21 protein-coding genes, 1 other RNA gene and 1 pseudogene are annotated in these 24,481 nt (G+C 65.1%); 14 read left to right on the top strand and 9 right to left on the bottom strand.

What is annotated here, in order from left to right:
• The first annotated feature begins 273 nt into the window (after positions 1–273).
• From VGR99_RS21410 to VGR99_RS21395, 4 genes and pseudogenes are all read left to right on the top strand, one after another.
• Complete coding sequence (locus VGR99_RS21410; protein WP_326901127.1) at positions 274–546, top strand: hypothetical protein; 273 nt, start codon at positions 274–276, stop codon at positions 544–546.
• Positions 547–611: 65 nt separating this feature from the next.
• The gene (locus VGR99_RS21405; protein WP_326901125.1) at positions 612–1,076 is read left to right on the top strand and encodes a (2Fe-2S)-binding protein; all 465 of its coding nucleotides are present in this window, start codon (positions 612–614) and stop codon (positions 1,074–1,076) included.
• An 8-nt stretch (positions 1,077–1,084) separates the two neighbouring features.
• A pseudogene (locus VGR99_RS21400) lies at positions 1,085–3,254 on the top strand (molybdopterin cofactor-binding domain-containing protein).
• Complete coding sequence (locus VGR99_RS21395) at positions 3,251–4,594, top strand: cytochrome c (RefSeq protein ID WP_326901123.1); 1,344 nt, start codon at positions 3,251–3,253, stop codon at positions 4,592–4,594. Before VGR99_RS21400 ends, VGR99_RS21395 begins: the two are co-directional and overlap by 4 nt.
• 244 nt (positions 4,595–4,838) lie before the next feature.
• Here VGR99_RS21395 and VGR99_RS21390 read toward each other — a convergent pair whose 3' ends face one another.
• Positions 4,839–4,979, bottom strand: coding sequence for a hypothetical protein (locus VGR99_RS21390; protein WP_326901121.1), 141 nt, complete (start codon positions 4,977–4,979; stop codon positions 4,839–4,841).
• A 900-nt stretch (positions 4,980–5,879) separates the two neighbouring features.
• Between VGR99_RS21390 and VGR99_RS21385 the strand changes: the two genes are divergently transcribed.
• A complete protein-coding gene (locus tag VGR99_RS21385) occupies positions 5,880–6,056 on the top strand; it encodes a hypothetical protein (protein ID WP_326901120.1) in 177 nt (58 codons plus the stop codon).
• Positions 6,057–6,330: 274 nt separating this feature from the next.
• On the opposite strand, the gene VGR99_RS21380 is transcribed toward VGR99_RS21385, so the two are convergent.
• The 5 genes from VGR99_RS21380 to VGR99_RS21360 all read right to left on the bottom strand — a co-directional run bounded on the left by VGR99_RS21380 (position 6,331) and on the right by VGR99_RS21360 (position 8,875).
• Positions 6,331–7,155 (bottom strand): TIGR00282 family metallophosphoesterase, encoded by an 825-nt coding sequence (locus VGR99_RS21380; protein WP_326901119.1) that lies wholly within the window; start codon positions 7,153–7,155, stop codon positions 6,331–6,333.
• Entirely contained in the window at positions 7,133–7,729 is a 597-nt protein-coding gene (locus VGR99_RS21375) for a 5-formyltetrahydrofolate cyclo-ligase (RefSeq protein WP_326901118.1), read from the bottom strand. The genes VGR99_RS21380 and VGR99_RS21375 overlap by 23 nt, the downstream gene beginning before the upstream one ends.
• A 225-nt stretch (positions 7,730–7,954) precedes the next feature.
• Positions 7,955–8,115: non-coding RNA, 6S RNA (ssrS, locus tag VGR99_RS21370), on the bottom strand.
• Between the two features lie 59 nt (positions 8,116–8,174).
• On the bottom strand, positions 8,175–8,558 hold the full coding sequence (locus VGR99_RS21365) for a cell division protein ZapA (protein WP_211382142.1): 384 nt from the start codon (positions 8,556–8,558) through the stop codon (positions 8,175–8,177).
• Positions 8,555–8,875 carry a DUF4164 domain-containing protein gene (locus tag VGR99_RS21360; protein ID WP_414645148.1) on the bottom strand — a complete coding sequence of 107 codons (321 nt, stop codon included), beginning with the start codon at positions 8,873–8,875 and terminating at the stop codon, positions 8,555–8,557. Before VGR99_RS21360 ends, VGR99_RS21365 begins: the two co-directional genes overlap by 4 nt.
• Between VGR99_RS21360 and VGR99_RS21355 the strand changes: the two genes are divergently transcribed.
• From VGR99_RS21355 to VGR99_RS21315, 9 genes are all read left to right on the top strand, one after another.
• Entirely contained in the window at positions 8,844–8,990 is a 147-nt protein-coding gene (locus VGR99_RS21355) for a hypothetical protein (protein WP_326901111.1), read from the top strand. The genes VGR99_RS21360 and VGR99_RS21355 overlap by 32 nt on opposite strands.
• A gap of 182 nt (positions 8,991–9,172) precedes the next feature.
• Positions 9,173–11,158, top strand: coding sequence for a transketolase (tkt, locus tag VGR99_RS21350; RefSeq protein ID WP_326901109.1), 1,986 nt, complete (start codon positions 9,173–9,175; stop codon positions 11,156–11,158).
• 173 nt (positions 11,159–11,331) lie between these two features.
• On the top strand, positions 11,332–12,339 hold the full coding sequence (gap, locus tag VGR99_RS21345) for a type I glyceraldehyde-3-phosphate dehydrogenase (RefSeq protein ID WP_326901108.1): 1,008 nt from the start codon (positions 11,332–11,334) through the stop codon (positions 12,337–12,339).
• Between the two features lie 140 nt (positions 12,340–12,479).
• Positions 12,480–13,676 carry a phosphoglycerate kinase gene (locus tag VGR99_RS21340; RefSeq protein WP_326901107.1) on the top strand — a complete coding sequence of 399 codons (1,197 nt, stop codon included), beginning with the start codon at positions 12,480–12,482 and terminating at the stop codon, positions 13,674–13,676.
• 51 nt (positions 13,677–13,727) lie between these two features.
• Positions 13,728–14,795, top strand: a complete 1,068-nt coding sequence (gene fba / locus VGR99_RS21335) for a class II fructose-bisphosphate aldolase (protein WP_326901105.1) — start codon at positions 13,728–13,730, stop codon at positions 14,793–14,795.
• Positions 14,796–15,015: 220 nt separating this feature from the next.
• Positions 15,016–16,041 (top strand): class I fructose-bisphosphate aldolase, encoded by a 1,026-nt coding sequence (locus tag VGR99_RS21330; protein ID WP_326901103.1) that lies wholly within the window; start codon positions 15,016–15,018, stop codon positions 16,039–16,041.
• Between the two features lie 3 nt (positions 16,042–16,044).
• Entirely contained in the window at positions 16,045–16,719 is a 675-nt protein-coding gene (locus VGR99_RS21325; protein WP_326901101.1) for a thiamine phosphate synthase, read from the top strand.
• Positions 16,720–16,727: 8 nt separating this feature from the next.
• Entirely contained in the window at positions 16,728–17,810 is a 1,083-nt protein-coding gene (locus tag VGR99_RS21320) for a tetratricopeptide repeat protein (RefSeq protein ID WP_326901099.1), read from the top strand.
• An 84-nt stretch (positions 17,811–17,894) separates the two neighbouring features.
• Complete coding sequence (locus VGR99_RS21315) at positions 17,895–18,686, top strand: inositol monophosphatase family protein (RefSeq protein ID WP_326901097.1); 792 nt, start codon at positions 17,895–17,897, stop codon at positions 18,684–18,686.
• 23 nt (positions 18,687–18,709) lie between these two features.
• Here the strand turns inward: VGR99_RS21315 and VGR99_RS21310 are convergent, their stop codons facing one another.
• The 3 genes from VGR99_RS21310 to VGR99_RS21300 all read right to left on the bottom strand — a co-directional run bounded on the left by VGR99_RS21310 (position 18,710) and on the right by VGR99_RS21300 (position 24,473).
• The gene (locus tag VGR99_RS21310; RefSeq protein WP_326901095.1) at positions 18,710–19,837 is read right to left on the bottom strand and encodes an AAA family ATPase; all 1,128 of its coding nucleotides are present in this window, start codon (positions 19,835–19,837) and stop codon (positions 18,710–18,712) included.
• A 122-nt stretch (positions 19,838–19,959) separates the two neighbouring features.
• Entirely contained in the window at positions 19,960–23,121 is a 3,162-nt protein-coding gene (locus VGR99_RS21305) for a multidrug efflux RND transporter permease subunit (protein ID WP_326901093.1), read from the bottom strand.
• Between the two features lie 158 nt (positions 23,122–23,279).
• Positions 23,280–24,473: an efflux RND transporter periplasmic adaptor subunit gene (locus tag VGR99_RS21300; protein WP_326901091.1), complete on the bottom strand. Its 1,194-nt coding sequence runs from the start codon at positions 24,471–24,473 to the stop codon at positions 23,280–23,282.
• Positions 24,474–24,481: the final 8 nt, after the last annotated feature.

Raw genomic sequence — 24,481 nt, 5'->3', positions numbered from 1 at the left:
CGCCCTCTCCCACAAGGGAGCTATCGCGTATGGGCTTGGCGAGTATGGGCTCGGCGAGGCCTGAGCAAGCGCCTCGTCCTTCGAGACGACCGCTTCGCGGTCTCCTCAGGATGAGGCTGAGTGGGAGCTTTGCCTGCCGAAATTGCCGCCACACATTCCGTCCTCATCCTGAGGGCCCGCCGGAGGCGGGCGTCTCGAAGGATGGCCGCGTGCGAGGTTCGCCACGTTTTTCTGACATGCAATAGCCCTGCGCAAGGAGGGCGAGCACAGCAAATGCTGCGATCGATCCCGACGGACGCGCCGCCTGACTTTCCCAATCGCACGACTTTCGTCATCGCATGGTTTTGCGCATTCGCACGACCGCGCGCGGCAATCAACAATGCATGTGACGAAAAAGCGTCAGAAAATGACGATTATCATATCAATCGGCCCAAAACGCTTGCAGCGATCGGCGCACGAATTCGTGAACGTCATGGCCTGACGCGTCGGTCGCGCAAATATGCATCGCGAGAAATTTCGGCGCTTCATCGTTTCGCACCGGTATGATTATGGTCGCGCGGAAATTCGCCGACCCGATCGCCGTAAGCGATCCAGCGAGCAAGGGGATGCATATGGCAACAACACTCACCATCAACGGCGAAACGAAATCGTTCGACGCGCCACCTGAAATGCCCCTGCTGTGGGTATTGCGCGACATCCTCGGAATGACGGGCACGAAGTTCGGCTGCGGCATCGCGCAATGCGGCGCCTGCACCGTGCATGTCGACGGCAAGGCGGTGCGCTCCTGCGTGCTGCCGGTGAGTGCGGTCGCGAACCGCGCGGTCACCACCATCGAGCATGTCGGCAGCACGCCGGCCGGCGCGAAGGTGCAGAAGGCCTGGTTAGAGGCCGAAGTGATCCAGTGCGGCTACTGCCAGTCCGGCCAGATCATGGCGGCGGCCGCGCTGCTGGCGGCAACGCCCCATCCTGACGATTCCGACATCGACGCCGCGATGGCCGGCAACATCTGCCGCTGCGGCACCTATGTCCGCATCCGCGAGGCCATCAAGCAAGCCGCCAACGGCCGTCAGTCCTGAGGTTCGCCATGAATGCACACAACAACCTCTCCCGCCGCACGCTTCTGACCGGCGGCCTCGCCAGCGGCTTCCTGCTCGCCTTCCATCTGCCGCTGCGCGCCGCCGCCAACGAGCCGGTGCAGCCCCGCGACGTGACCGACGGCAAGTTCGCACCCAACGCCTTCATCCGGATCGACCCTGAAGGTGTGACCACGCTGGTGATGCCGCAAGTCGAGATGGGACAGGGAATCTACACCGCGGTCTCGATGATCCTGGCGGAAGAGCTCGACGCGGACTGGTCGAAAGTCCAACTGCTGCACGCGCCCGCCAACGAGAAGCTCTACGGCAACCCGATTTTCATCATTCAGGCAACCGGAGGCTCCACATCGGTCCGGGCATTCTGGAAACCGCTGCGCGAAGCCGGTGCCAGCGCACGCGCCATGCTGGTGCGGGCCGCAGCCGCGCAATGGGGCGTCGATCCTGCCAGTTGCACGACGTCGAAGGGTGAGGTGACCCACAAGGCGAGCGGCCGGAGGCTCGCCTATGGCGCGCTTGCCGCCGCCGCAAGCGGCCAGACGCCGCCCAAGGATGTCCCGCTCAAGGACCCCAAGGATTTCGTCTATATCGGCCAACCGTTCAAGCGGCTCGACACGCCCGAGAAGGTCAACGGCAAGGCCGTCTACGGCATCGACGCCATCGTGCCGGACATGAAGTTCGCAACGCTGGCGCAGTGCCCGGTGTTCGGCGGCAAGGTCGGCAAGGTTGATGACCGCGCCGCAAGGAAGATTCCGGGCGTGCGGCAGATCGTTGTGCTCGACGATCTCGTCGCCGTCGTCGGCGATCACATGTGGGCGGCGAAGAAGGGCCTCGACGCGCTCGATATCGCGTGGAACGAGGGTCCGAACGCGAAAGATCAATTCGAAAGCGATCTGGGACGATTTGCGCGCTGCCAGCGCAAAGGACGGCGTGGTCGCCAAATCCACCGGCGACATCGCCAAGGGCCTCGCCTCCGGTGAAAAGATCGAAGCTTCGTTCGAGCTGCCGTTCCTCGCGCACGCAACGATGGAGCCGTTGAACGCCACGGTGCATTGCAAGGCCGACTCCTGCGAAATCTGGACCGGCACCCAGATCATGGCGCGCGTGCAGTCGGAGGCGGCAAAGGCGGCCGGGCTCCCGGTCGAGAAGGTGACCGTCAACCAGCACCTGCTCGGCGGCGGCTTCGGCCGCAAGCTCGAGCCCGACATGGTGGTCGCGGCCGTTCGCATCGCCAAGCAGGTCGACGGGCCGGTCAAGGTGGTCTGGACCCGCGAGGAAGACATTCAGCACGACGTCTATCGACCGGTCTATCGCGACACGATCGCAGCGACCCTGTCCGGCGGCAAGATCACCAGCTGGAAATACAAGATCGCCGGCGCGGCGATCATCGCACGCTGGCTGCCGCCGGCCTTCCAGAAGGGCATCGATATCGACGCGATCGACAGCGCCACCGACGTGCCCTATGACATCCCGAACTTCCACGTCGAATATGTCAGGGCCGAACCGCCGGCGATACCAACGGGGTTCTGGCGCGGAGTCGGCCCGAACAACAACGTGTTCGCCGCCGAATGCTTCATGGACGAGCTGGCGCGCAAGGCGGGCAAGGACCCGGTCGAGTTTCGCCGTGGAATGCTGGCCAACCAGCCGCGCTTCCTGGCTGTCCTCAATCTCGCGGCAGAAAAGGCCAATTGGGGTCAACCCTTGCCCGCGCGCGTCGGGCGCGGCGTGTGCCTGCAGCCGTCCTTCGGCAGTTTCATCGCCACCGTGGTGGAAGCGGAGGTCGACGAGCTAGGTGAGGTCAATCTGCGCCGTGTGACCTCGGTGGTGGATACCGGTATCGCCGTCAATCCCGATACGATCGTGGCGCAGGTCGAGGGCGGCCTGGTCTTCGGTCTCACCGCTGCGCTCTACGGCGAGATCACGATCGAAAAGGGGCGCGTCCAGCAATCCAACTTCCATGACTACCGGATGTTGCGGATCAACCAGATGCCCAAGATCGAGGTGCACGTCGTCAAGAGCGGCGAGGCGCCCGGCGGAATCGGCGAGACCGGCACCACCGCTGGACCGCCGGCGCTGCGCAACGCGATTTACGCCGCAACCGGCGTGGCGCTGCGGCGCCTGCCGATCGATCGAAAACTGCTGGCTGCGGGGAAGAAGGCATGAGCGGCAAGATGCGTATCCTCACAAGCGTCGTTGTGATCGCAATCGTCGCAGCAGGGCTCGGCACCTGGATCATCCGCGGGCCCGGCCCGCTCGATTTCGCCGGCGGCACCAGGGTGGCGCTGGCGGATTACCGCACCGGCAAGCCGACCGGCGTGCCGGCCAAGCTCGAAAAGGCCAGTCTGGTCGAGCGCGGCGAATATCTCGCCAAGGCGGCCGACTGCATGGTCTGCCACACCAAGCCCGGCGAGAAGGACTATTCCGGCGGGCTCGGCTTCAAGCTGCCGTTCGGCACGCTCTATTCGACCAACATCACGCCGGACAAGGACACCGGCATCGGCAATTACAGCGACCAGGATTTCCTCAACGCAGTCCAGCACGGCAAACGCCGCGACGGCGCGCGGCTCTATCCGGCGATGCCGTATACGTCCTACACCTTCATGACCGACGAGGACGTGCTGGCGGTGAAGGCCTATCTGTTCAGCCTGCCGGCGGTCCGCGCCAAGGCGCCCGACAACACGCTGTCGTTCCCGTTCAACCAGCGCTCAGCGATGATTATCTGGTCGGCCGTGTTCAATCCGGACACGCGCTTTACGCCTGACGCCTCGAAGAGCCCCGAGTGGAATCGCGGAGCGTATCTCGCCGAAGCGCTGGCGCATTGCGGTGAGTGTCACACCCCGCGCAATCTCGGCTTCGCGCTGGATAACCGCAAGAAGTTCGGCGGCGCGATCACCGCGGGCTGGCGCGCCTTCAACATCTCCTCGGACAAGGCGACGGGTCTCGGCAACTGGAGCGATCAGGATCTGATCTCGTATCTGTCGCTCGGCCACGCTCCGGGCCACGGCTCGGCATCGGGTCCGATGGGTGAAGCGGTCGACCACAGCTTCAGCCAGTTCGCGCCAGAGGACATCCGCTCCATCGTTGCGTATTTGCGCAGCGTGCCGCCGGTCGCCTCGCCGGACCTGCCTGCGACCACGGCGCCGGTCGCGCCCGCCTCGCACAAGGAAGGCGTCACGGCGGACGCGCGCGGCAAGAATGTGTTCGCCAGCGCCTGCGCCAGCTGCCACGGCTGGAGCGGTGAGAGCCCGGTGTCGCCGATGGCAACGCTGACCGGCACCTGGGCCGTCAACGACCCCGCCGCCACCAACGTCGCGCAGATCGTGCTGTCAGGCACCAAGCGCCACACGCCCGACGGCGCACTGTCGATGCCGGCGTTCGGCAACGCCTATACCGACGACGAGATCGCGGCGGTGGCGAATTACGTGACGGCGCGGTTCGGCACCAAGGGCTCGAAGCTGACGGCGAAGGACGTGGCGGAGCTGCGGGAGCAGACGGCGGAGTAAGTCTCTCGCCGCAAGCGCCGCTGCCCCTTCTCCTCTTGCGGGAGAAGGTGGCATAGGCGGCCTTCGGCCGCCGTTCTTGAGAACGCCGAAGCGACGCTTCGGCTATGGCGCCGGATGAGGGGTTGTCTCCGCGAATTCAAATGCGAGAGGCTCACACGCGGAGAGAAACCCCTCACCCGTCTCGCCGCGGCGCGCTCCGCGCGGGCAAGAGCCGCCTTGGCTTGCTCCAGCGCATCTTCGCGCGTCAGAGTTCCGGCCGCGTCCGCCGGCTGCGGATGTGATCCCAGTAAAAGTATTTGGATTCGCGGCCGGCCGCAAAGCGCACCTCGAAGCTGCCGGATTGCGGCACGGCCTCGTGCTTGATGATACGGACACGGTCCGTCATCAAGACGCGTCCATCACTCGGCTGAAGGCGGGATGCTGCCGATTCTTGACCTTGATTCAGCGGTCGAAACGAGCGCCACGGTACCGTGCCAAAGGGTCGCTACGGATCGCGCGGTCCTTTCCAGTCGGTAAAGTCGTACACACTCCACCAGCGATGAAGCGTGTGGTTGCACTCCGTGCAATCAAAACGGCCGTTTCCTGCGACCGACCGCTTTATCTGGATTGCACTGTGGAGTGCACCACAAAACAAGCAACTGAAGAAGACGCGGATCGGGCTAGTCATTGATTTGAAACGAAGGTGCGTGTGCCTGTCGGGGAGACCGCGACGCCATATGCGAAAGAGAAAATGGTGTCTTGGCAATTCGAGCCAAGAACTTGTGAATTTGCGCCAACAACTGGACGCTATCCACCATTCCTGAATCGTTCCTGATCCCTGGTTGATACAATCGCCGCCATCTCCCAATGTCGCTGTTCTGATGAAGTGTGTCCTCTCGCCGGGTGATTTTGGGGATAACTGCGATCAGACCTCGGCGCCGTTGATCTAAATCAAACGGGCAATCTGGCCAGTCGGATCATTCACCGCGACCGGGTCGTAGTCCGGTTCACCCGGTCGAGCCGCTAGGCTAGGAGCGACTCTGGAATGCGGACCCCGGCCACCCACCCAACCCGGCTGGGGTCCGATTTCCAGCTGACGGATGCCAGAAGTGCAAACATGCCGTTCGCCGCAGCGCGGATTGATCGACTCTCGGAGCCGTCCGGTGGTTGCCCTGGCCGCGCCACAACGTCAGTTCGCTTCGGCCGTGCGCCCGCGAAGAGCGGCCGGCTCTTTTCTGGGCAACGCTCCGAGCTGGTTCATCCTATCGGGATCGAGCATCCCAAGCATGTCTAACAGCGGGCGGCGATGACTTCGTTTGGCTTGCTGGTCGTTACCATCATCGGCATCCTGTGTGCCGCAGTGCTCGTAGCGCCAACGACGCGACACGCCTATCTCGGCCAAGCCCGCCGCATGGTCGGCATCTTGTTTTGGCTCGCCCTGTTCGTGCTGCTTGTGAGCCTCTGGTCGCGGATCGGCTGGTGATTTTTGGCCGCCAAGGTGCTCGAACGAACCGAGGTAATAAGCCCGGTCGACTTGGATCGGGCCAACTGAGCGGGTTAGGCCACGAGTTTCATCGGCTTGACGGCCTTCACGGCAAACTCGCTGATGATGCGCCGTAGGTCAGAGGGGTTGTCTCCGCGAATTCAAATGCGAGAGATCACACGCGGAGAGAGACCCCTCACCCGCCTCGCCGCGGCGCGGCGAGCCACCCTCTCCCACAAGGGGCGAGGGTGCACCGTCAGCGCTGCTCGAGAATTCAGCTCAACCAGAACCGCGGCGTCGCCGGCTCCAGCCGCCCGCCGATGCGCACCGGCGCGATCTTGAGCGCGAGTCCCGTCGCATCGTCCGTTTCCACCGCGACACCGCTCAGCGTCGCCACGCCCGCGGCCGGCTCGAAACGGCCCGACGGAATCCCCGACGTGAACCGCCGCAGCGGCTCTTCCTTCTGCATGCCGATGATGGAGTCGTAATCGCCGGTCATGCCGGCGTCGGTCATGTAGGCGGTGCCGCCTGACAGGATCTGGTGGTCGGCGGTCGGCACGTGGGTGTGCGTGCCGACGACGAGGCTGGCGCGGCCGTCGCAGAAGAAGCCGATGCCCTGCTTCTCGCTGCTCGCTTCGCAATGGAAGTCGACGACGATGGCATCCGCGGCGACGCCGAGCGGACAGGCGCCGAGCTCGCGTTCGAGCGCGGCGAAGGGATCGTCGAACGGGGTCATGAAGACGCGGCCGAGCGCGTTGACGACGAGGGCATGCTTGCCGTTCTTGGTCTCGACCAGCGCGGCGCCGCGGCCGGGCGTGCCGCGCGGATAGTTCGCCGGACGCACCAGGCGCTCGGCGCGCTCGATGAAGACGAGCGCCTCGCGCTGGTCCCAGGAATGATTGCCGAGCGTCACCGCATCGGCGCCAGCATCGAGAAACTCCTGGTAGATCGCTTCGGTGATGCCGAAGCCGCCGGCCGAGTTCTCGCCGTTGACGACGACGAAATCGAGCGACCAGTCCTTGACCATGCCGGGCAGATAGTCGGCGACGGCCGTGCGTCCTGCACGGCCGACGACGTCACCCACGAAGAGAATGCGCAACTTCAGAACTCCGGAAATCGAACGCGTCGGATTCGGTTAGCACATAATCCAGCGCGACGTCGTGCGATAGTGCCGGGACCGCCTCGATCTCCTGTGCGGCAAAAGCGAGCCCGATGCCGACGATATTCTTGGTCTTGCGCAAATGCGCGAAGGTGAAGTCGTAATGCCCCGCGCCATAGCCGATGCGATGGCCGAGGCGGTCGAACGCCGCGAGCGGCGTCAGCATGATGTCGGGAATGACTTCCGCCGCTGCCGGCGACGGCTCGGGAATGCCGAGCGGGCCGAGCATCAGGCGATCATTCGGATGGAAGATGCGGAAGATCAGCGACTGGCCGCGCGCGGTGACGCAGGGCAGCGCCAGCCTGGCGCCCTCCTCGGCGAGCTTCTTCAGCAGCGGCATCGGGTCGATCTCGCTGCGGATCGGCGAGTAGCCGGAGACGATGCTGCCGGGCAGGAGCTCGAACGGCAGCCCGCGCTTGGCGAGCTTTGCGGCGGCCGTGGCGCGCTTCTTCTCGCTGAGCGCGTCGCGCTTGGCGAGGGCTTTGGCGCGGAGCTCGGCTTTCGAATTGGGCATGCGCGTTTTCCCCCGAGGCAGAGCCCTGCTCTGCTGCCATCGGCCGCCTTGCACGCAATTGCGCTTCGGACGGCCGAACCGATATTGCAGAAACGCCAGTGCAAGAACCTCGACGCCGCGGCGTACTGGATGCCCCGGTCAAGCCGGGGCATGACACCGAGACCTTGATTGAACCGCAAGCGTGTCGGGGACGCAATTCGACGGACACGAACCAGAAGGAAACAGTGCGAAGCCGCGTACGCCGTTGAAGCACTCGATCCCGGAGTTCCCTACGAAAGTAGGTGGGCACCATATGTCCGGGCCCACGGGCCCGGCCAGGGACAGTTCCCTAAAGGATCGATAAGGCCCCGGGGATATATGGCTCCTGACGCGCGTCGCAGCCTCGCCGGAGCAATGTAACAACGATACTGACGAATCGCCAGCCCAACCGCACGGCCGTCCAAAATCAGCCGATCGCGATCCCGTTGCCGACGGTCCGGTTCAGGACCTGGGTCGACTTCTCGATGCGTTCGGCGGCGGCATTCAGCGCGTTGACCACGGCGGTCTGCGTCATCCTGGCGCGCTCGACGGCGGCATTGCGGAAATCCCGCAGCTCGGTCAGCTCCTGCTCCATGGTGCGGATGCGGTTGCCCGAATCGACCAGCTCGTCACAGACGGTCAGCGCGGCCATCACGGTGAGGCGCGCGTCGCCGATCTCGCCGAATTTTCCGCGCAGCGACTGAATCCGCGTTTCCAGGCTTTCAGCGAGCTTCAAGAGCCGCACCTCCTGGCCTTCCTCGCAGGCCATTCGGTACTGCCGGCCATTGATGGTGACGTTGATGTGGCTCATCCGTCCTCTCCGGTATCGAGCACCGAACGTATCGTGACGATTGCGGAATCCAGCCGGTCGGAGATATCGCGATTGGTGCGCTCGAGCTTGCGCGCCTTCACCAGTGCGCCGTCGAGCTCGTCGGCAAGCCGCGAGCGATCCGCGCCCAACGCCTGGATTCGTGCTGCAAGCTCGTTCTCGTCGCGATCGGCATCGCGCCGCCGCTCCACCGCGCTTTCGAGCGAGTCGAGCGCCGCCATGAGTCTGCGCGTCGCGATCTCGATCTCGACGGCGGAGGACTCCGTCATGGCAGAGCTGTTGGAAACGCGATCGTTCATGCAGTCAGCGGCGGAACCTTTGGCCTATCCTGCGGCCTTTACCCGGGAGCTTGCCGTCCGGCAAAAGACTCGGTTCGGCAAACGGTTAGAAGCAGAAATTTACGTGGCAAGCTAGGGAAGCGCAACGCCGCCGCGAAACTATGCACTGCTAAGCAACTTTTACGGCCAAACCGGCGTTTGATTGCCTTGGACTCCCGGAACCGAGGTGCTATCCCAGCCCGACCTTCCGTGGCCGCCAGGCTCCCCCCACGCGGCCCGCACCACCGCCAAGCGCCTCATTTCAGACGGATTTCAGACATGACGCAAGTCGACCACACCCGTATGGCCAACGCGATCCGTGGCCTCTCGATGGACGCTGTCGAGAAGGCGAAATCGGGCCACCCCGGCCTGCCGATGGGCGCCGCCGACATCGCCACGGTGCTGTTCACGCAGTTCCTGAAATTCGACGCTGCCGCCACCAACTGGCCCGACCGCGACCGCTTCGTGCTCTCGGCCGGCCACGGCTCGATGCTGCTCTATTCGCTGCTGTATCTGACCGGCAATGTCGACATGACGCTGGACCAGATCAAGCAGTTCCGCCAGCTCGGCGGCTTGACCCCGGGCCACCCCGAGAACTTCCACACCAAGGGCATCGAGACCACCACCGGTCCGCTCGGCCAGGGCATCTCGACCGCGGTCGGCATGGCGCTCGCCGAGAAGATGCTCGCCGCCGAGTTCGGCAAGAAGATCGTCGACCACCACACCTACGTGCTCGCCTCCGACGGCGACCTGATGGAAGGCGTGTCGCAGGAAGCGATCGCGATGGCCGGACACTGGAAGCTCGGCAAGCTGATCGTGCTCTACGACGACAACGGCATCTCGATCGACGGGCCGACCTCGATCGCCGATTCCGTCGACCAGGTGAAGCGATTCAAGTCCGCCGGCTGGGCCGCCGAGAAGATCGACGGCCACGACCAGGCCGCGATCGCCGACGCCATCACCCGCGCGAAGAAGTCGAACAAGCCGACGCTGATCGCCTGCCGCACCACCATCGGCTTCGGCGCGCCGCATAAGGCCGGCACGTCGAAGGCGCATGGCGAAGCGCTCGGCGCCGACGAGCTCAAGGCCGCCAAGGAAAATCTCGGCATCTCGCTCGAGCCGTTCTCGGTGCCCGATGACGTGCTGAAGGCCTGGCGCGCAGCCGGCAGCCGCGGCGCTGCGGCCCGTCAGGAATGGGAAGGACGGCTCGGCGAGCTCGGCAGCCGCAAGCGCGCCGAGTTCGAACGCCGCCTGCGCCATGAGCGTCCGGCTTCGCTCGCGAAAGCCATTCGCGCGTACAAGAAGGAGCTGCTGGAGAAGCCGATGACGGCGGCGACCCGCAAGTCTTCGGAAGCCGTGATCGAGGTGATCGCCGGCGCGATGCCGATGGAATTCCTCGCGGGCTCCGCCGACCTCACCGGCTCCAACAACAACAAGGCGAAGTCGGCGACCGCGTTCTCCGCCAAGACGCCGAAGGGCCGCTTCATCCATTACGGCATCCGCGAGCACGGCATGGCGGCTGCGATGAACGGCATCTTCCTGCATGGCGGCTTCGCGCCGAACGGCGCGACCTTCCTGGTGTTCACCGACTATGCGCGTCCGGCGATGCGTCTCGCCGCGCTGATGGGCACCGGCGTCGTCTACGTGATGACGCACGACTCCATCGGTCTCGGCGAAGACGGCCCGACCCACCAGCCGGTCGAGCATCTCGCCGCGCTTCGCGCCATTCCGAACATGCGCGTGTTCCGCCCCGCCGACTCCATCGAGGTCGCCGAGTGCTGGGAGCTTGCGCTCAATCGCATTGACGGTCCGACCGTGCTGGCGCTGACGCGGCAGAACCTGCCGCAGCTCCGCACCAATGCGCCGAACGACGTTCCCTGCGCGGCCGGCGCCTATGAGCTGGTCGCCGCCCAGGGCGAAGCCAAGGCGACGCTGTTCGCCTCCGGCTCCGAGGTCGAGATCGCGGTGGCCGCCCAGAAGCAGCTCGCCGAGCGCGGCATCGCGTCACGGGTGGTTTCGGTGCCCTCGCTCGAGCTTTTGTTAGCGCAACCAGAAGCCAAGCGTGCCGAGATCATCGGCAACGCGCCGGTGAAGGTCGCGATCGAGGCCGCGGTGCGCTGGGGCTGGGATGCCGTGATCGGCCAGGATGGCGAATTTATCGGCATGCATTCGTTCGGCGCGAGCGCGCCGGCGAAGGATCTTTACAAGCATTTCGGCATTACCGCCGAGGCTGCGGTTAACGCTGTGCTGAAGCGCGTCAGCTGAGAGTTGAGCTTGCCAAAAAAAAGGACTACGTAATCTCTCATATGATCAAGCACCGCCCGGCCGAACCGGGCGTCCGCCCCTAAAAAACCCTCGCAGGCGCGTAAGTCGCGCGTTGTGCGGGGAAGATTAGGCGTTATCGAACCCGTCATTGAACGGTCATAAGGAGATGAAACATGGCAGTCCGCGTCGGAATTAACGGTTTTGGCCGCATCGGCCGCAACGTGTTGCGCGCTATCGCCGAGTCCGGTCGCAAGGACATCGAGGTCGTCGGCATCAACGACCTCGGCCCGGTCGAGACCAACGCCCATCTCCTTCGTTTCGACAGCGTCCATGGCCGCTTCCCCGGCACCGTCACCGTCGATGGTGACTCCATCAATCTCGGCAGCGGCAAGATCAAGGTGACCGCCGAGCGCGATCCCTCGAAGCTGCCCTGGAAGGATCTCGGCGTCGACATCGCGATGGAGTGCACCGGCATCTTCACCGCAAAGGACAAGGCCTCCGCGCATCTGACTGCCGGCGCCAAGCGCGTGCTGGTCTCCGCCCCCGCCGACGGCGCCGATGCCACCATCGTCTACGGCGTCAACCACGACACGCTGACCAAGGACCACATGGTGGTCTCGAACGGCTCCTGCACCACCAACTGCCTCGCGCCGGTCGCGAAGGTGCTGAACGACCTCGTCGGCATCGAGACCGGCTTCATGACCACGATCCACGCCTATACCGGCGACCAGCCGACGCTGGACACGCTGCACAAGGATCTCTACCGCGGCCGCGCTGCTGCGATGTCGATGATCCCGACCTCGACCGGTGCCGCCAAGGCGATCGGCCTCGTGCTGCCCGAGCTGAAGGGCAAGCTCGACGGCGTCTCGATCCGCGTGCCGTCGCCGAACGTCTCGGTCATCGACCTCAAGATCGTCGCCAAGCGCGCCACCGACGCCAAGGAAATCAACGCGGCGATGAAGCGCGCCTCCGAGCAGCAGCTCAAGGGCATTCTCGGCTACACCAACCAGCCGAACGTCTCGATCGACTTCAACCACGACCCGCACTCCTCGACCTTCCACGAGGACCAGACCAAGGTGCAGAACGGCACGCTGGTGCGCGTGATGTCCTGGTACGACAACGAGTGGGGCTTCTCGAACCGCATGGCCGACACCGCCGTCGCGATGTCGAAGGTGATCTAAGCAAGGTCTCGTGTCCCGGACGCGGTGCAGCGCGCTTGCGCTGCTCCGCAGAGCCGAGCCCCATCTCCCCGCGTAGGTCCCGGTTCAGCACAGCGGCACTTCGCGCCGCTAGTAGCGCCCGGGACAAGAGAGAGTGTCCGATGGCGAACAAATTCCGCACCCTCGACGACGTCGACGTGAAGGGCAAACGCGTGCTGCTGCGCGTCGATCTCAACGTGCCCATGGAGAACGGGCGCGTCACCGACGCGACCCGGCTCGAGCGCGTCGCGCCGACCATCACCGAAATCTCGGACAAGGGCGGCAAGGTCATCCTGCTCGCGCATTTCGGCCGGCCCAAGGGTCGCGATGCCAAGGAGTCGCTCAAGCCCGTCGCCGAAGCGCTGTCGAAGGTCGTGAAGAAGCCCGTCGCCTTCGCCGATGATTGCATCGGCGAGCCCGCGGCAACGGCTGTGGCGGCGCTGAAGGACGGCGACATCCTGTGCCTCGAAAACACCCGCTTCCACAAAGAGGAAGAAAAGAACGATCCCGCCTTCGTCGCGGAATTGGCAAAACTCGGTGACATCTGGGTCAACGACGCGTTCTCGGCCGCGCACCGCGCCCACGCTTCGACCGAAGGCCTCGGCCACAAGCTGCCGGCCTATGCCGGCCGCACCATGCAGGCCGAGCTCGACGCGCTGGAGAAGGCGCTGGGCTCGCCGACCAAGCCCGTCATCGCCATCATCGGCGGCGCAAAGGTCTCGACCAAGATCGACCTGCTCGAAAACCTCGTCAGCAAGGTCGATGCGCTCGTGATCGGCGGCGGCATGGCCAACACCTTCCTGCACGCCCAGGGCGTCGCGGTCGGCAAGTCGTTGGCCGAGAAGGATCTCGCGCCGACCGCGCTGCGCATCATGGAGAAGGCGGAAGCCGCCAACTGCGCGATCATCCTGCCCGTCGACGCAACCGTCGCCTATCACTTCGCCGCCAACGCGCCGTCGCATGCCTACGGGCTCGATGCGATCCCGGCCGACGGCATGATCCTCGACGTCGGTCCGCAGTCGATCGCGCGCGTCCACGCCGCCATCGACGATGCGGCAACGCTGGTCTGGAACGGACCGCTCGGCGCCTTCGAGATGCAGCCGTTCGACCGCGGCACCGTCGCGGCCGCCAAGCACGCGGCCGAGCGCACCAAGGCCAAGAAGCTGATCTCGATCGCGGGCGGCGGCGACACCGTCGCGGCGCTGAACCAGGCCCATGTGGCCGGTCAATTCACCTATGTCTCGACGGCCGGTGGCGCATTTCTTGAATGGATGGAAGGCAAGCCCCTGCCCGGCGTCGAAGTTCTGCGCACCAAGTAATTCGTCGGAAAAAAGCACGCGGCCCTTAGGCCCAAACGGAGAAAAAGACACATGGCTCGGATCACGTTGCGTCAATTGCTCGACCATGCGGCTGAGAACGATTACGGCGTACCGGCCTTCAACATCAACAACATGGAGCAGGCGCTGGCGATCATGGACGCCGCCAACCAGGTCGACGCTCCCGTCATCATTCAGGCCTCGCGCGGCGCGCGCTCCTACGCCAACGACGTCATGCTCAAGCACATGATGGACGCGGTCACCGAGATCTATCCGCACATCCCGGTCTGCGTGCATCTCGACCACGGCAACGAGGCCGCGACCTGCATGACCGCGATCCAGGCCGGCTTCACCTCGGTGATGATGGACGGCTCGCTCAAGGCCGACGGCAAGACCCCCGGCGACTGGACCTACAATGTCGGCGTCACCAAGACCGTGACCGACATGGCCCATCTCGGCGGCATCTCGGTCGAGGGTGAGCTCGGCGTGCTCGGCTCGCTCGAAACCGGCATGGGCGACAAGGAAGACGGCCACGGCGCCGAAGGCAAGCTCAGCCACGACCAGCTCCTGACCAATCCGGACGAGGCCGTGAAGTTCGTCCAGGAGACCAAGGTCGACGCGCTGGCGATCGCGATGGGCACATCGCATGGCGCCTACAAGTTCACCCGCAAGCCCGACGGCGACATCCTCGCCATGAACGTGATCGAGGAGATCCACCGCAAGCTGCCGAACACGCATCTGGTCATGCACGGTTCGTCGTCGGTGCCGCAGGACCTCCAGGACATCATCAACGCCTATGGCGGCAAGATGAAGCCGACCTGGGGCGTGCCGGTCGCCGAGATCCAGCGCGGCATCAAGAACGGCGTGCGCAAGATCAACATCGACACCGACAACCGCATGGCCATGACCGGCCAGATCCGCAAGGTCCTCAAGGACAATCCGGAAGAGTTCGATCCGCGCAAGTACCTGAAGCCCGCGATGGAAGCCATGACCAAGCTGTGCAAGCAGCGGCTCCAGGAGTTCAACACCGCCGGCCAGGCCGCCAAGTTCAAGAAGATCCTGACCCCCGCCGACATGGCCAAGCGCTACGCCAAGGGCGAGCTGGATCCGAAGGTGGCGTAAGCCCCTCAAGCCTATTCCCGGGTCATTCCGGGACACGCGAAGCGTGGGCCCGGAATCCATAACCACAGTCTGGGGTTATGGATTCCGGGCCTGCGCCTTTCGGCGCATCCCGGAATGACAGAAAGCCCCCTTTACCCTGCGACCAACGTTAACTCGGCAATTGCCCGAGAACGGTCTATTTTCACAGGCAAGGGCAGAATCGTTTTGGGAGGAACTCTCGATGAATCTGACTGAGCTCAACAGGATCGCGACCGCCATGGTCGTATCAGGCAAGGGTATCCTTGCCGCCGACGAATCCTCCGGCACCATCAAGAAGCGGTTCGACGCGATCGGCGTGGAATCGACCGAAGGCAATCGCCGCGACTATCGCGAGATGCTGTTCCGCTCGAAGGAGGCCATGAGCCAGTACATCTCCGGCGTGATCCTCTATGACGAGACGATCTGGCAGGACGCCAAGGACGGCACGCCGCTGGTCAAGCTGATCGAACAGAGCGGCGCCATCCCCGGCATCAAGGTCGACGAGGGCACGCAAGCCCTGCCGATGTGCCCGGGAGAGCTCGTCACCGTCGGGCTCGACAAGCTCGCCGAGCGGCTGAAGAAATATTACGATCGCGGCGCGCGCTTCGCCAAATGGCGCGCGGTGATCGACATCGGCAGCGGCATTCCCTCGATGACCGCGATCAGCGTCAACGCCCACGCACTCGCCCGCTATGCCGCGCTGTGCCAGGCCGCGCAGATCGTGCCGATCGTCGAGCCTGAGGTGCTGATGGACGGCGATCACGACATCGACCGCTGCTATGATGTCACTAGCCGCGTGCTCAACAAGACGTTCCAGGAATTGCGCGTGCAGCGCGTTGCACTCGAAGGCATGGTGCTGAAGCCGAACATGGCGATCTCCGGCAAGAAGTCACCGAAGCAAGCCTCCGTCGAGGAGGTCGCGGAGAAGACGATCCGGCTGCTCAAGGCCTGCGTGCCGGCGGCGGTGCCCGGCATCGCCTTCCTCTCCGGCGGCCAGTCGGACGAAGAGGCGACCGCGCATCTCAACGCCATGCACAAACTGGGGCCGCTGCCCTGGGGCCTGACCTTCTCCTACGGCCGTGCGCTGCAGGCAGCCCCGCAGAAGGCCTGGTCCGGCAAGGCCGAGAATGTCGCCGCGGGTCAAACCGCATTCAGTCACCGCGCCCGCATGAACGGCCTCGCCTCCAAGGGCGAATGGCAAAGCAGCCTGGAAAAGAAGGCAGCCTAGATCTTGTCGAACAAACCGCCTCCGCCGCGCCCGGCGCCGCGTCTCTATCTCGCGACGCCCGTCGTCGATGATCCCGCTGCGCTCGTCGCCGAGCTGCCGGCTCTGCTGGCCGCCGCCGACGTCGCGGCCGTGCTGGTGCGGCTGAAGGAGACCGACCAGCGCACCATGATCACGCGCATCAAGGCGCTGGCGCCGCCGGTGCAGAAGGCGGGCGCCGCACTGCTGGTCGACGGCTACCCCGAGCTCGTCGCACGCGGCGGCGCCGACGGCGCACACCTCCCCGGCATTGCCGCGTTGAAAGAGGCGCTGCCCTCGCTCAAGCCCGATCGCATCGCCGGCGTCGGCGGGCTGACGACGCGACACCATTCCATGGATGCGGGCGAGATCGGCGCGGACTATTTGCTGTTCGGCGAGCCCGACGCGAGGGGACAGCGGCCCTCGGCGCAAGCGATCGCCGAGCGGCTGGACTGGTGGGCCGAGCTGTTCGAGCCGCCCTGCGTCGGCTTTGCGACCTCGCTGGAGGAAGCCTACGACTTCGCCGCCAGCGGCGCCGATTTCGTGCTGGTCGGCGATTTCATCTGGGCCGATCCGCGCGGGCCCAAGGCTGCGCTGATCGAGGCCGACGCTGCGATCAAGAAGGCCCATGCGGCTGCGCCTGCTAGCGAGGAGCACGGCTAGCGCCCGACATGAAGCTCCCGCGCATCACCATTCTGGCTACGCTGCTGATGACGGCGCCTGCGGCCGCGCAGCTCCAGATCACGCCGCCGGCCGCAACGCCGCCTCCTCCGGCCGAGAAGCAGAAGCCCAAGCCGCCGGCGCCTCCCAAGAAGAAGGAGGCCGCGCCGGCGCCAAAACCTTCAGCTTCGCCCAAGCCGGCCGCGTCCCCCAAGCCGGCGCTACCCGCAACCGTGATCCCCGCACCGGAAGCTGATACGCCCGGTGTCGATCTGGTGTTCGGCGCCTATCAGCGCGGCCAGTACAAGACGGCGTTCGAGCTCGCCAAGGCCCGCGCCGCGACCGGCGATCCCAAGGCGATGACCATGCTGGGCGAACTCTATTCCAACGCCATGGGCATCCGCCGCGACTACGCCAAGGCGCTGGAATGGTACAAGCGCGCTGCGGATGCCGGCGACCGCGAGGCGATGTTCGCGCTCGCGATGCTGCGCATGTCCGGCCGCGGCGGCCCGGTCGACAAGGGCGAGGCGGTCAAGCTGATGGCCTCCGCCGCCAAGCTCGGCGAGCCCAAGGCGGCCTACAATCTCGCTCTGCTCTATCTCGACGGCCAGACCCTGCCGCAGGACGTCAAGCGTTCCGCCGAGCTGCTGCGCCAGGCGGCCGATGCCGGCCTGCCCGAGGCGCAATACGCGCTGGCGACCTTCTACAAGGAAGGCACCGGCGTGCCGAAGGATCCCGAAAAGGCCGCACGGCTGCTCCAGGCCGCCGCGCTCGCCGACAATGTCGATGCCGAGGTCGAATACGCCATCGCGCTGTTCAACGGCACCGGCACGCCGAAGAACCAGCCGGCGGCCGTCGCGCTGCTCCGCAAGGCCTCCCGCCAGGGCAGCGCGATCGCGCAGAACCGCCTGGCCTGGGTGTTGATCAACGGCATGGGCACGTCCGTGGACAAGGTCGAGGGCTTCAAATGGCACCTGGTGGCCAAGACCTCCGGCAAGGGCGATCCGGAGCTCGACAAGCAGCTTTCCGACCTGCCAGCCGAGGATCGGTCCAAGGCCGAGGCCGCCGCCAAGAAGTGGCTCGGGACCAAATGACTTGACCTCAAGCCCCTCGCAGGGCACCCAATTCCCTCAAATGGCGCGGTTTTGCGCCCCTGCCCCCGATCAAGACCAGAGCTCATGCTGTATTCCGCAACTATCAACGTCATGGTCAAGGCGGCGCGCCGCGCCGGCCGCAGCCTCAAGCGCGATCTCGGCGAGATCGAGCACCTCCAGGTCTCGCTGAAGGGGCCGGCCAATTTCGTCTCGCTGGCCGACAAGCGCGCCGAGGAGATCCTCTACCAGGACCTCGCCAAGGCCCGGCCCGGCTACGGCTTCATCGGCGAGGAAGGCGGCACGCGGGAAGGCACCGACAAGAGCCACACCTGGATCGTCGACCCGCTCGACGGCACCACCAACTTCCTGCACGGCATCCCGCAATTCGCGATCTCGATCGGTCTCGTGCGCGAGGGCACCATCATCGCTGGCGTGATCTACAACCCCGCCAATGACGAGCTCTACATCGCCGAGCGCGGCAAGGGCGCCTTCCTCAACGACCAGCGCCTGCGCGTCGCCGGCCGCCGCCAGCTCAACGAATGCGTGGTGGCCTGCGGCCTGCCCCATATCGGCCGCGGCGACCACGAGGAATTCCGCCGCGAGATGACCGCGATCCAGGACCGCGTCGCGGGCCTGCGCCGCTTCGGCGCCGCCTCGCTCGACCTCGCCTTCGTCGCCGCCGGCCGCCTCGACGGCTATTGGGAGCGCAATTTGCAATCCTGGGACATCGCCGCCGGCATGCTGATGGTGCGCGAAGCGGGTGGCACGGTCAGCGACATCGCGACGCCGGGCGACCCGCTGGTGACGGGCCACGTCGTGTGCGGCAACGAGTTCGTGCACGGGGAGCTGGTGAAGATTTTGAGGAAGCCGGCGTAAGGCGCAGGCTCGCGCTCCAACGGCTAGGAGTCGTCCTCGTCCGATTCCTCGTCGCGATACTCGCCTCCGAGGGTCAGGCCCTCGATCGTCGTGGCGCCTTTCGACTTGATCACCCGGCGAAGCGGGACCGAACTCTCGCTTCGCAAGGCCGCCATCAGCTGTTCCGAATGGGTGACGATCCAGATGTCGGCGCGGCCTGATGCCTTGACGATCAGCCGGGCCAATGGCGCCAGCAGCGACGGATGCAGGCTGGTCTCGGGTTCGTTCAGTGCAATGAACGGCGGAAGCCGGTAGCCCATGAACACCGCGAGCAGGCAGATGTATTTCAGCGTCCCATCGGATAATTCGTGAGCCCTGAACGGCCGCGGCATATCCGTCAGCTGCAGATCAAAATCACATAAGCCGTTTGCTTCCCATGCGCGGAGCTCAGCGCCCGGGAATGCATCTTCGATTGCGTGCTGCAGGTCGGCGGTGTCTCCCCGGATGGTGTAAAGCGTCGCCAGGGCCGCGGCCAAATCGGTGCCGTCGGCACTGAGCGAGGGCGTCGTGATCGCGAGACAAGGCTTTCGGATCGGTGACGCCGGATCGGTGCGAAAATCGTGATAGAAGCGCCAGCCCAGCATCGCGTTTCTGACCAGATCAATTTCGGGGCATTCCTTTCCATCGGAAAAACCCGCGAGCGCCGTCTCGGACGGCAGCACCGCGTCCTTGTGGCTGTTCCAGGCGCCGCTCTCGCTGCGGACACTGACGAGCGAATTCTTCCGCTCCATCATTTGAACCGTTCGTTTGCCCCGCGTCGCTTCGATAGTTTCGGCCTTGATCATCGGTTCGCCGGAAAATGCCGCCTCGAGCGGGCCGGGAAATCCGAGCTCGATGGAATATCTGAGATGGTCGAATTTGGCCGACAACCGCAGTCGTCCATCTTCGCCTCGCTTGCGAAGGCCGGACCAGCAGACCGAATTCAGTCCGCCTTCCTCGGCGATCGTGCGCGTAATTCGACCTGTCGCCGCGTCGCGCAACAGCGACAAGGACTTGTAGAGATTGGATTTGCCGACACCATTCTCACCCACAAACACGGACAAGGGGTGGATCGGTATCGAGAGCCGCCGAATGGAGCGATAGTTGGAGATCGCAACATCGGTCGGACGCATCGCATGCTCTCAATCGGCGGGCTGGCTGTGCATTCGCGCCGCGGCGCGAATACATGTACTTTCAATCGGGAGCTGTAGTCTGGATTGACCACCCCGAGAAAGCAAGCCGACCGATCCGGCGTTCAGTGGCCGGCCCTTGCCGGCGCGGGCGGCCCAGACATTTCGGCCTTCTTCTCCTCTGCCTTCTCCCGGTCTCCCGCCAGCACGCGCTGCACCGAGACGAAGAACACCGGCACCATCAGCAGCGCCAGGATCACCACCGCGATCATGCCGCCCATCACGATGCTGCCGAGCGCCTGCTGGCTGGCGCCACCGGCGCCGTGGGCGATGGCCATCGGCAGCACGCCGCAGATGAAGGCGAGACCCGTCATCAGGATCGGGCGGAAGCGCAGGCGGCAGGCTTCGATGGTGGCTTCCACCAGCGGCTTGCCCTCTTTCCGCAGATCCTTGGCAAACTCGATGATCAGGATCGCGTCCTTTGCTGCAAGGCCGATGATGGTGATCAGGCCGACGGTGAAATAGACATCGTTCGGCAAGCCCCGCAGCATCGCCGCGATCACGGCGCCGACGATGCCGAGCGGCACGGTGAGCAGCACCGCGAGCGGAATCGTCCAGCTCTCATAGAGCGCGGCCAGACACAGGAACACCACGAAAATCGAGAGAGCGAGCAGGAACGGCGCCTGCGAGCCCGACAGCTTTTCCTGCAGCGACTGACCGGTCCATTCATAGCCGAAGCCGCGCGGCAGCTTGCCGGCGAGCCGTTCCATCTCGGCGATGGCGTCGCCCGAGGTGAAGCCGGGTCGGGCTTCGCCGGAGATGCGCACCGCCGGATAGTAGTTGAAGCCGGCGATCTGGGTCGGCCCACGCGCCCATTCGACGGTGGCGAAGGACGAGAACGGCACCAACTGGCCGCGGCTGTTCTTGACGTTGTAGTTCAGGATGTCCTCGGTCCGCATGCGGTCGCGGGCATCGGCCTGCACCACGACGCGCTGCATGCGGCCGCGGTTCGGGAAGTCGTTGATGTAGTTCGAGCCGAGATTGGTCGAGATCGTGTTGTTGATATCCTCGAAGGTGACGCCGAAGGCGCCGGCCTTCTCGCGGTCGATCACGAGGTTGACCACGCCGGCTTCGGGCAGGCCTTCGATATAGACCTTCTGCAGCACCGGGCTCGCATTGGCTTCGGCGATCAACTGATCGGCGGCGCGCATCAGGGCCGGATAGCCCTTCTGGCCGCGATCCTGGAGGCGGAACGAGAAGCCGGAAGAATTGCCGAGATTGTCGATCGGCGGCGGCTGCAGCGCGGAGATCTTTGCGTCGCGGATCGAGGACGACAGATCGCGGTTGATGTCATTGACGATCGCCGCGGCGGAATCCTTCGGCCCGCGCTCCGACCAGTCCTTCAGCGTGATGAAGGCCTGTGCGGTGTTCATGCCCTGGCCGGAGAAGCTGAAGCCGGTGAGGAAGGTGACGTTGTCCACGCCCGGCCGCGCGGCCAGATATTTCTCGACCTTCTCGATCACCGCCTCGGTACGGGCGTAGGACGAATCCGACGGCGTCTGCACGTCGGTGGTGACGAAGCCCTGGTCGTCGATGGGCAGGAAGCCGCCGGGCAGGCTGACGAAGGCCCAGGACAGGCCGACCAGCAGCGCGACGTAAACCATCATCAGGCGGCCGGTGCGCTTCAGCGAGAAGCCGACGGTGCGGGCATAGTGGAATCGGCAGGACTCCAGCAGATGATTGAACCGGCTGAAGACGAAATTGCTCGAGTGGCCGTGCCCCTTCGCAACCGGCTTGAGCAGCGTGGCGCACAGCGCCGGCGTCAGCGAAAGCGCGAGGAAGGCTGAGAAGCCGATCGCCGCGACCATGGTCACCGAGAACTGGCGGTAGATGATGCCGACCGAGCCCGGGAAGAACGCCATCGGCACGAACACCGCCATCAGCACCAGCGTGATGCCGATGATGGCGCCGGTGATCTGCGACATCGCTTTCCGCGTCGCTTCCTTTGGCGACAGGCCCTCCTCGGCCATGATGCGCTCGACATTCTCGACCACGACGATGGCGTCGTCGACGAGGATGCCGACCGCGAGCACCATGCCGAACATCGAGAGCATATTGATGGAGTAGCCGGCGAGCAGCAGCGTGGTACAGGCGCCCAGCAGCGCCACCGGCACCACGATGGTCGGAATGATGGTGTAGCGGATGTTCTGCAGGAACAGGAACATCACCACGAACACCAGCACCACGGCCTCCAACAGCGTCGTCAGCACCTTCTTGATCGAGGCCTCGACCACGGGCGTGATGTTGTAGGGGATCTCGTAGGAGATGTTGGCCGGGAAGAAGCGCGACAGCTCCTTCATCTTCTCCTCGACCGCGCTCGCGGTCGCCAGCGCGTTGCCGGTCGGCGACATCAGCACCGAGAGACCGGCGGTCGGCTTGCCGTCGAGGCGGGTGTTGAACTGGTAGCTGAGACCGCCGACCTCGATGCGCGCGACGTCGCGCAGGCGCACGGTCGAGCCGTCGGCATTGGCGCGCAGGATGATGGCGCCGAATTCATCGGGGGACGAGAGCTGGCCCTTGACCAGCACCAGCGCTGAGGTGCGCTGGTTCGAGGTCGACGGCTCGGCGCCGATGCTGCCCGAGGCGACCTGCGCGTTCTGCGCGGCGATCGCCTTGTTGACGTCGTCAGCGGTCAGCCCATAGCCGACGAGTTTCGCCGGATCGACCCAGACGCGAAGCGAACGCTCGGTGGAATAGAGCGTGGCGCGGCCGACGCCGGGGATTCGGCGGATTTCGCCGAGCACGTTGCGGATCATGAAGTCGCCGAGGCCGACCTCATCCAGGCTGCCGTCGGTCGAGTTCAGCGTGATGATCTGCAGCACCGCGCTGGAGGCTTCCTCGATCAGGATGCCCTGCTGGATCACCGCGCGCGGCAGGCGCGCTTCGACGCGCTTGATGCGGTTCTGCACCTCGACCGAAGCCGCGCTGGTGTCGGTGCCCGGCTGGAAATTGGCGATGATCTCGACCTGACCGAGCGAGTCGCTGGTCGATTCGAAATTGAGGATGCCGGAGGCGCCGTTGAGCTCCTCCTCGATCAGGCGCGTGACGCTGTTGTAGAGGTTTTCGGGCGACGCGCCCGGATAGCTGGTCGAGATCGAGATCGAGGGCGGCGCGATGATCGGATATTGCGCGATCGGCAGCAGCGGCACCGCGATCGCGCCGATCAAGCAGATGAACAGCGCGACGACCCATGCGAAGATCGGCCTGTCGATGAAGAAGCTCGGCATTTGCCGCTTTACCCTCGTTGTTTCGTTAGTCCCTCATGGTGAGGAGCGCGAAGCGCGTTCGAACCATGAAGGCCCGGCTCTCACCCGTGGCCATCCTTCGAGACGCCCGCGTCCAGCGGGCTCCTCAGGATGAGGAAGACACTTGCCGCGCTAAAGCGTTACCGCGTGACCTTGAGGGCGTGCCGGTTGTCCGCGTTCGCCTCGGCCTCGGACCAGGATTGCGGCTTGACCTTGTCGCCGGCGGCGAATTTCTGGAAGCCTTCGACCACGACCTTGTCGCCGGCCTTGAGGCCCTCGGTGACGAACCAGACGCCGTCCTGCACCGAACCGGTGCGCACGGGCTGCACCGCGATGTGGTTGTCGTCCTTGACCACGAACACTTCGCTGCCGCCGCCGCCATTGCGCTGGATCGCCTGCTGCGGGACGGCGATGGCGTCGCTATCGAGGCCCTGGTCGATGCGGACGCGGACATACATGCCCGGCAATAGCTCCCGCTTGGGATTGCGGAACTCGCCGCGCAGCGTCACCTGGCCGGTATGGGCATCGACCTTGGCATCGGAGAACAGCAGCTTGCCCTCGAGCGAGTAGAGGGTGTTGTCGTCGAGCACGAGGTGCACCTTGGCGGCGTCAGCCGCGATGCGCTCGAGGTCGCCGCTCTCGAACGCGCGGCGAAGCTGGTTGAGCTCGGTCACTGATTGCGTGAAGTCGGCATAAATCGGATCGAGCTGCTGGATGGTGGCGAGATTGGTCTCGTTCTGCACGACGAGCGCGCCCTCGCTGACGATTGCCGCGCCGACGGTGCCGTCGATCGGCGCGCGCACGGTGGCATAGTCGAGGTTGAGTTTTGCGCGGGCGAGCTCGGCCTTGCGGCCCTCGACCTCGGCGTGGGCCTGACGCTCGGCGGCAACAGCCTTCTCGTTCTCGGCCTCGGGCGCGGCGCGCTGGCTGGTCAACGTGGCGATACGGTGCGCCTGCTGCTTGGCCTGCATCAGCGCGGCATCGGCCTTGGCGAGCGCGGCCTCGTTGGCCATCACCTCGACCTCGAACGGACGCGGATCGATACGATAGAGCGGATCGCCGGCCTTCACCTCGCTGCCCTGGCGGAACAGGCGTTCGACCACGATGCCGGAGACGCGCGGCCGCACGTCGGAGACGCGGGTCGGCGCGATACGGCCCGGCAGCTCGCGCACCACGGCGCGCGGCTGCGGCTTCACGACGATAACGCTGACATCAGGATCGGTGGCCGGAGCAGCAGAGACGGCCGAGCTCGATTCGTCGCAACCCGCGAGCAGCGGCGCAAAGGCCGCGAGCATCATTGCAACGCATGCCGATCGCGCGCGAAGTCCTGACATGAAGTTAA

The organism is Bradyrhizobium sp. (assembly GCF_035935975.1).
In the GTDB taxonomy this organism is placed as follows: domain Bacteria; phylum Pseudomonadota; class Alphaproteobacteria; order Rhizobiales; family Xanthobacteraceae; genus Bradyrhizobium.
Note: the sequence above shows the minus strand (reverse complement) of the source record. Positions and strands in the feature narration are given on the sequence as shown.

Excerpts from the sequence above, each read along its gene's own strand:
- VGR99_RS21320 (WP_326901099.1), top strand. The coding sequence starts at position 16,728 with ATGAAGCTCCCGCGCATCACCATTCTGGCTACGCTGCTGATGACGGCG.
- fba (WP_326901105.1), top strand. The coding sequence starts at position 13,728 with ATGGCTCGGATCACGTTGCGTCAATTGCTCGACCATGCGGCTGAGAAC.
- VGR99_RS21355 (WP_326901111.1), top strand. The coding sequence starts at position 8,844 with ATGGCAGAGCTGTTGGAAACGCGATCGTTCATGCAGTCAGCGGCGGAA.
- VGR99_RS21365 (WP_211382142.1), bottom strand. The coding sequence starts at position 8,558 with ATGAGCCACATCAACGTCACCATCAATGGCCGGCAGTACCGAATGGCC.
- VGR99_RS21375 (WP_326901118.1), bottom strand. The coding sequence starts at position 7,729 with ATGCCCAATTCGAAAGCCGAGCTCCGCGCCAAAGCCCTCGCCAAGCGC.
- VGR99_RS21300 (WP_326901091.1), bottom strand. The coding sequence starts at position 24,473 with ATGTCAGGACTTCGCGCGCGATCGGCATGCGTTGCAATGATGCTCGCG.
- VGR99_RS21315 (WP_326901097.1), top strand. The coding sequence starts at position 17,895 with ATGCTGTATTCCGCAACTATCAACGTCATGGTCAAGGCGGCGCGCCGC.
- VGR99_RS21405 (WP_326901125.1), top strand. The coding sequence starts at position 612 with ATGGCAACAACACTCACCATCAACGGCGAAACGAAATCGTTCGACGCG.
- VGR99_RS21360 (WP_414645148.1), bottom strand. The coding sequence starts at position 8,875 with ATGAACGATCGCGTTTCCAACAGCTCTGCCATGACGGAGTCCTCCGCC.
- tkt (WP_326901109.1), top strand. The coding sequence starts at position 9,173 with ATGACGCAAGTCGACCACACCCGTATGGCCAACGCGATCCGTGGCCTC.
- VGR99_RS21330 (WP_326901103.1), top strand. The coding sequence starts at position 15,016 with ATGAATCTGACTGAGCTCAACAGGATCGCGACCGCCATGGTCGTATCA.
- VGR99_RS21305 (WP_326901093.1), bottom strand. The coding sequence starts at position 23,121 with ATGCCGAGCTTCTTCATCGACAGGCCGATCTTCGCATGGGTCGTCGCG.
- VGR99_RS21390 (WP_326901121.1), bottom strand. The coding sequence starts at position 4,979 with ATGACGGACCGTGTCCGTATCATCAAGCACGAGGCCGTGCCGCAATCC.
- VGR99_RS21385 (WP_326901120.1), top strand. The coding sequence starts at position 5,880 with ATGACTTCGTTTGGCTTGCTGGTCGTTACCATCATCGGCATCCTGTGT.
- gap (WP_326901108.1), top strand. The coding sequence starts at position 11,332 with ATGGCAGTCCGCGTCGGAATTAACGGTTTTGGCCGCATCGGCCGCAAC.
- VGR99_RS21340 (WP_326901107.1), top strand. The coding sequence starts at position 12,480 with ATGGCGAACAAATTCCGCACCCTCGACGACGTCGACGTGAAGGGCAAA.
- VGR99_RS21395 (WP_326901123.1), top strand. The coding sequence starts at position 3,251 with ATGAGCGGCAAGATGCGTATCCTCACAAGCGTCGTTGTGATCGCAATC.
- VGR99_RS21410 (WP_326901127.1), top strand. The coding sequence starts at position 274 with ATGCTGCGATCGATCCCGACGGACGCGCCGCCTGACTTTCCCAATCGC.
- VGR99_RS21310 (WP_326901095.1), bottom strand. The coding sequence starts at position 19,837 with ATGCGTCCGACCGATGTTGCGATCTCCAACTATCGCTCCATTCGGCGG.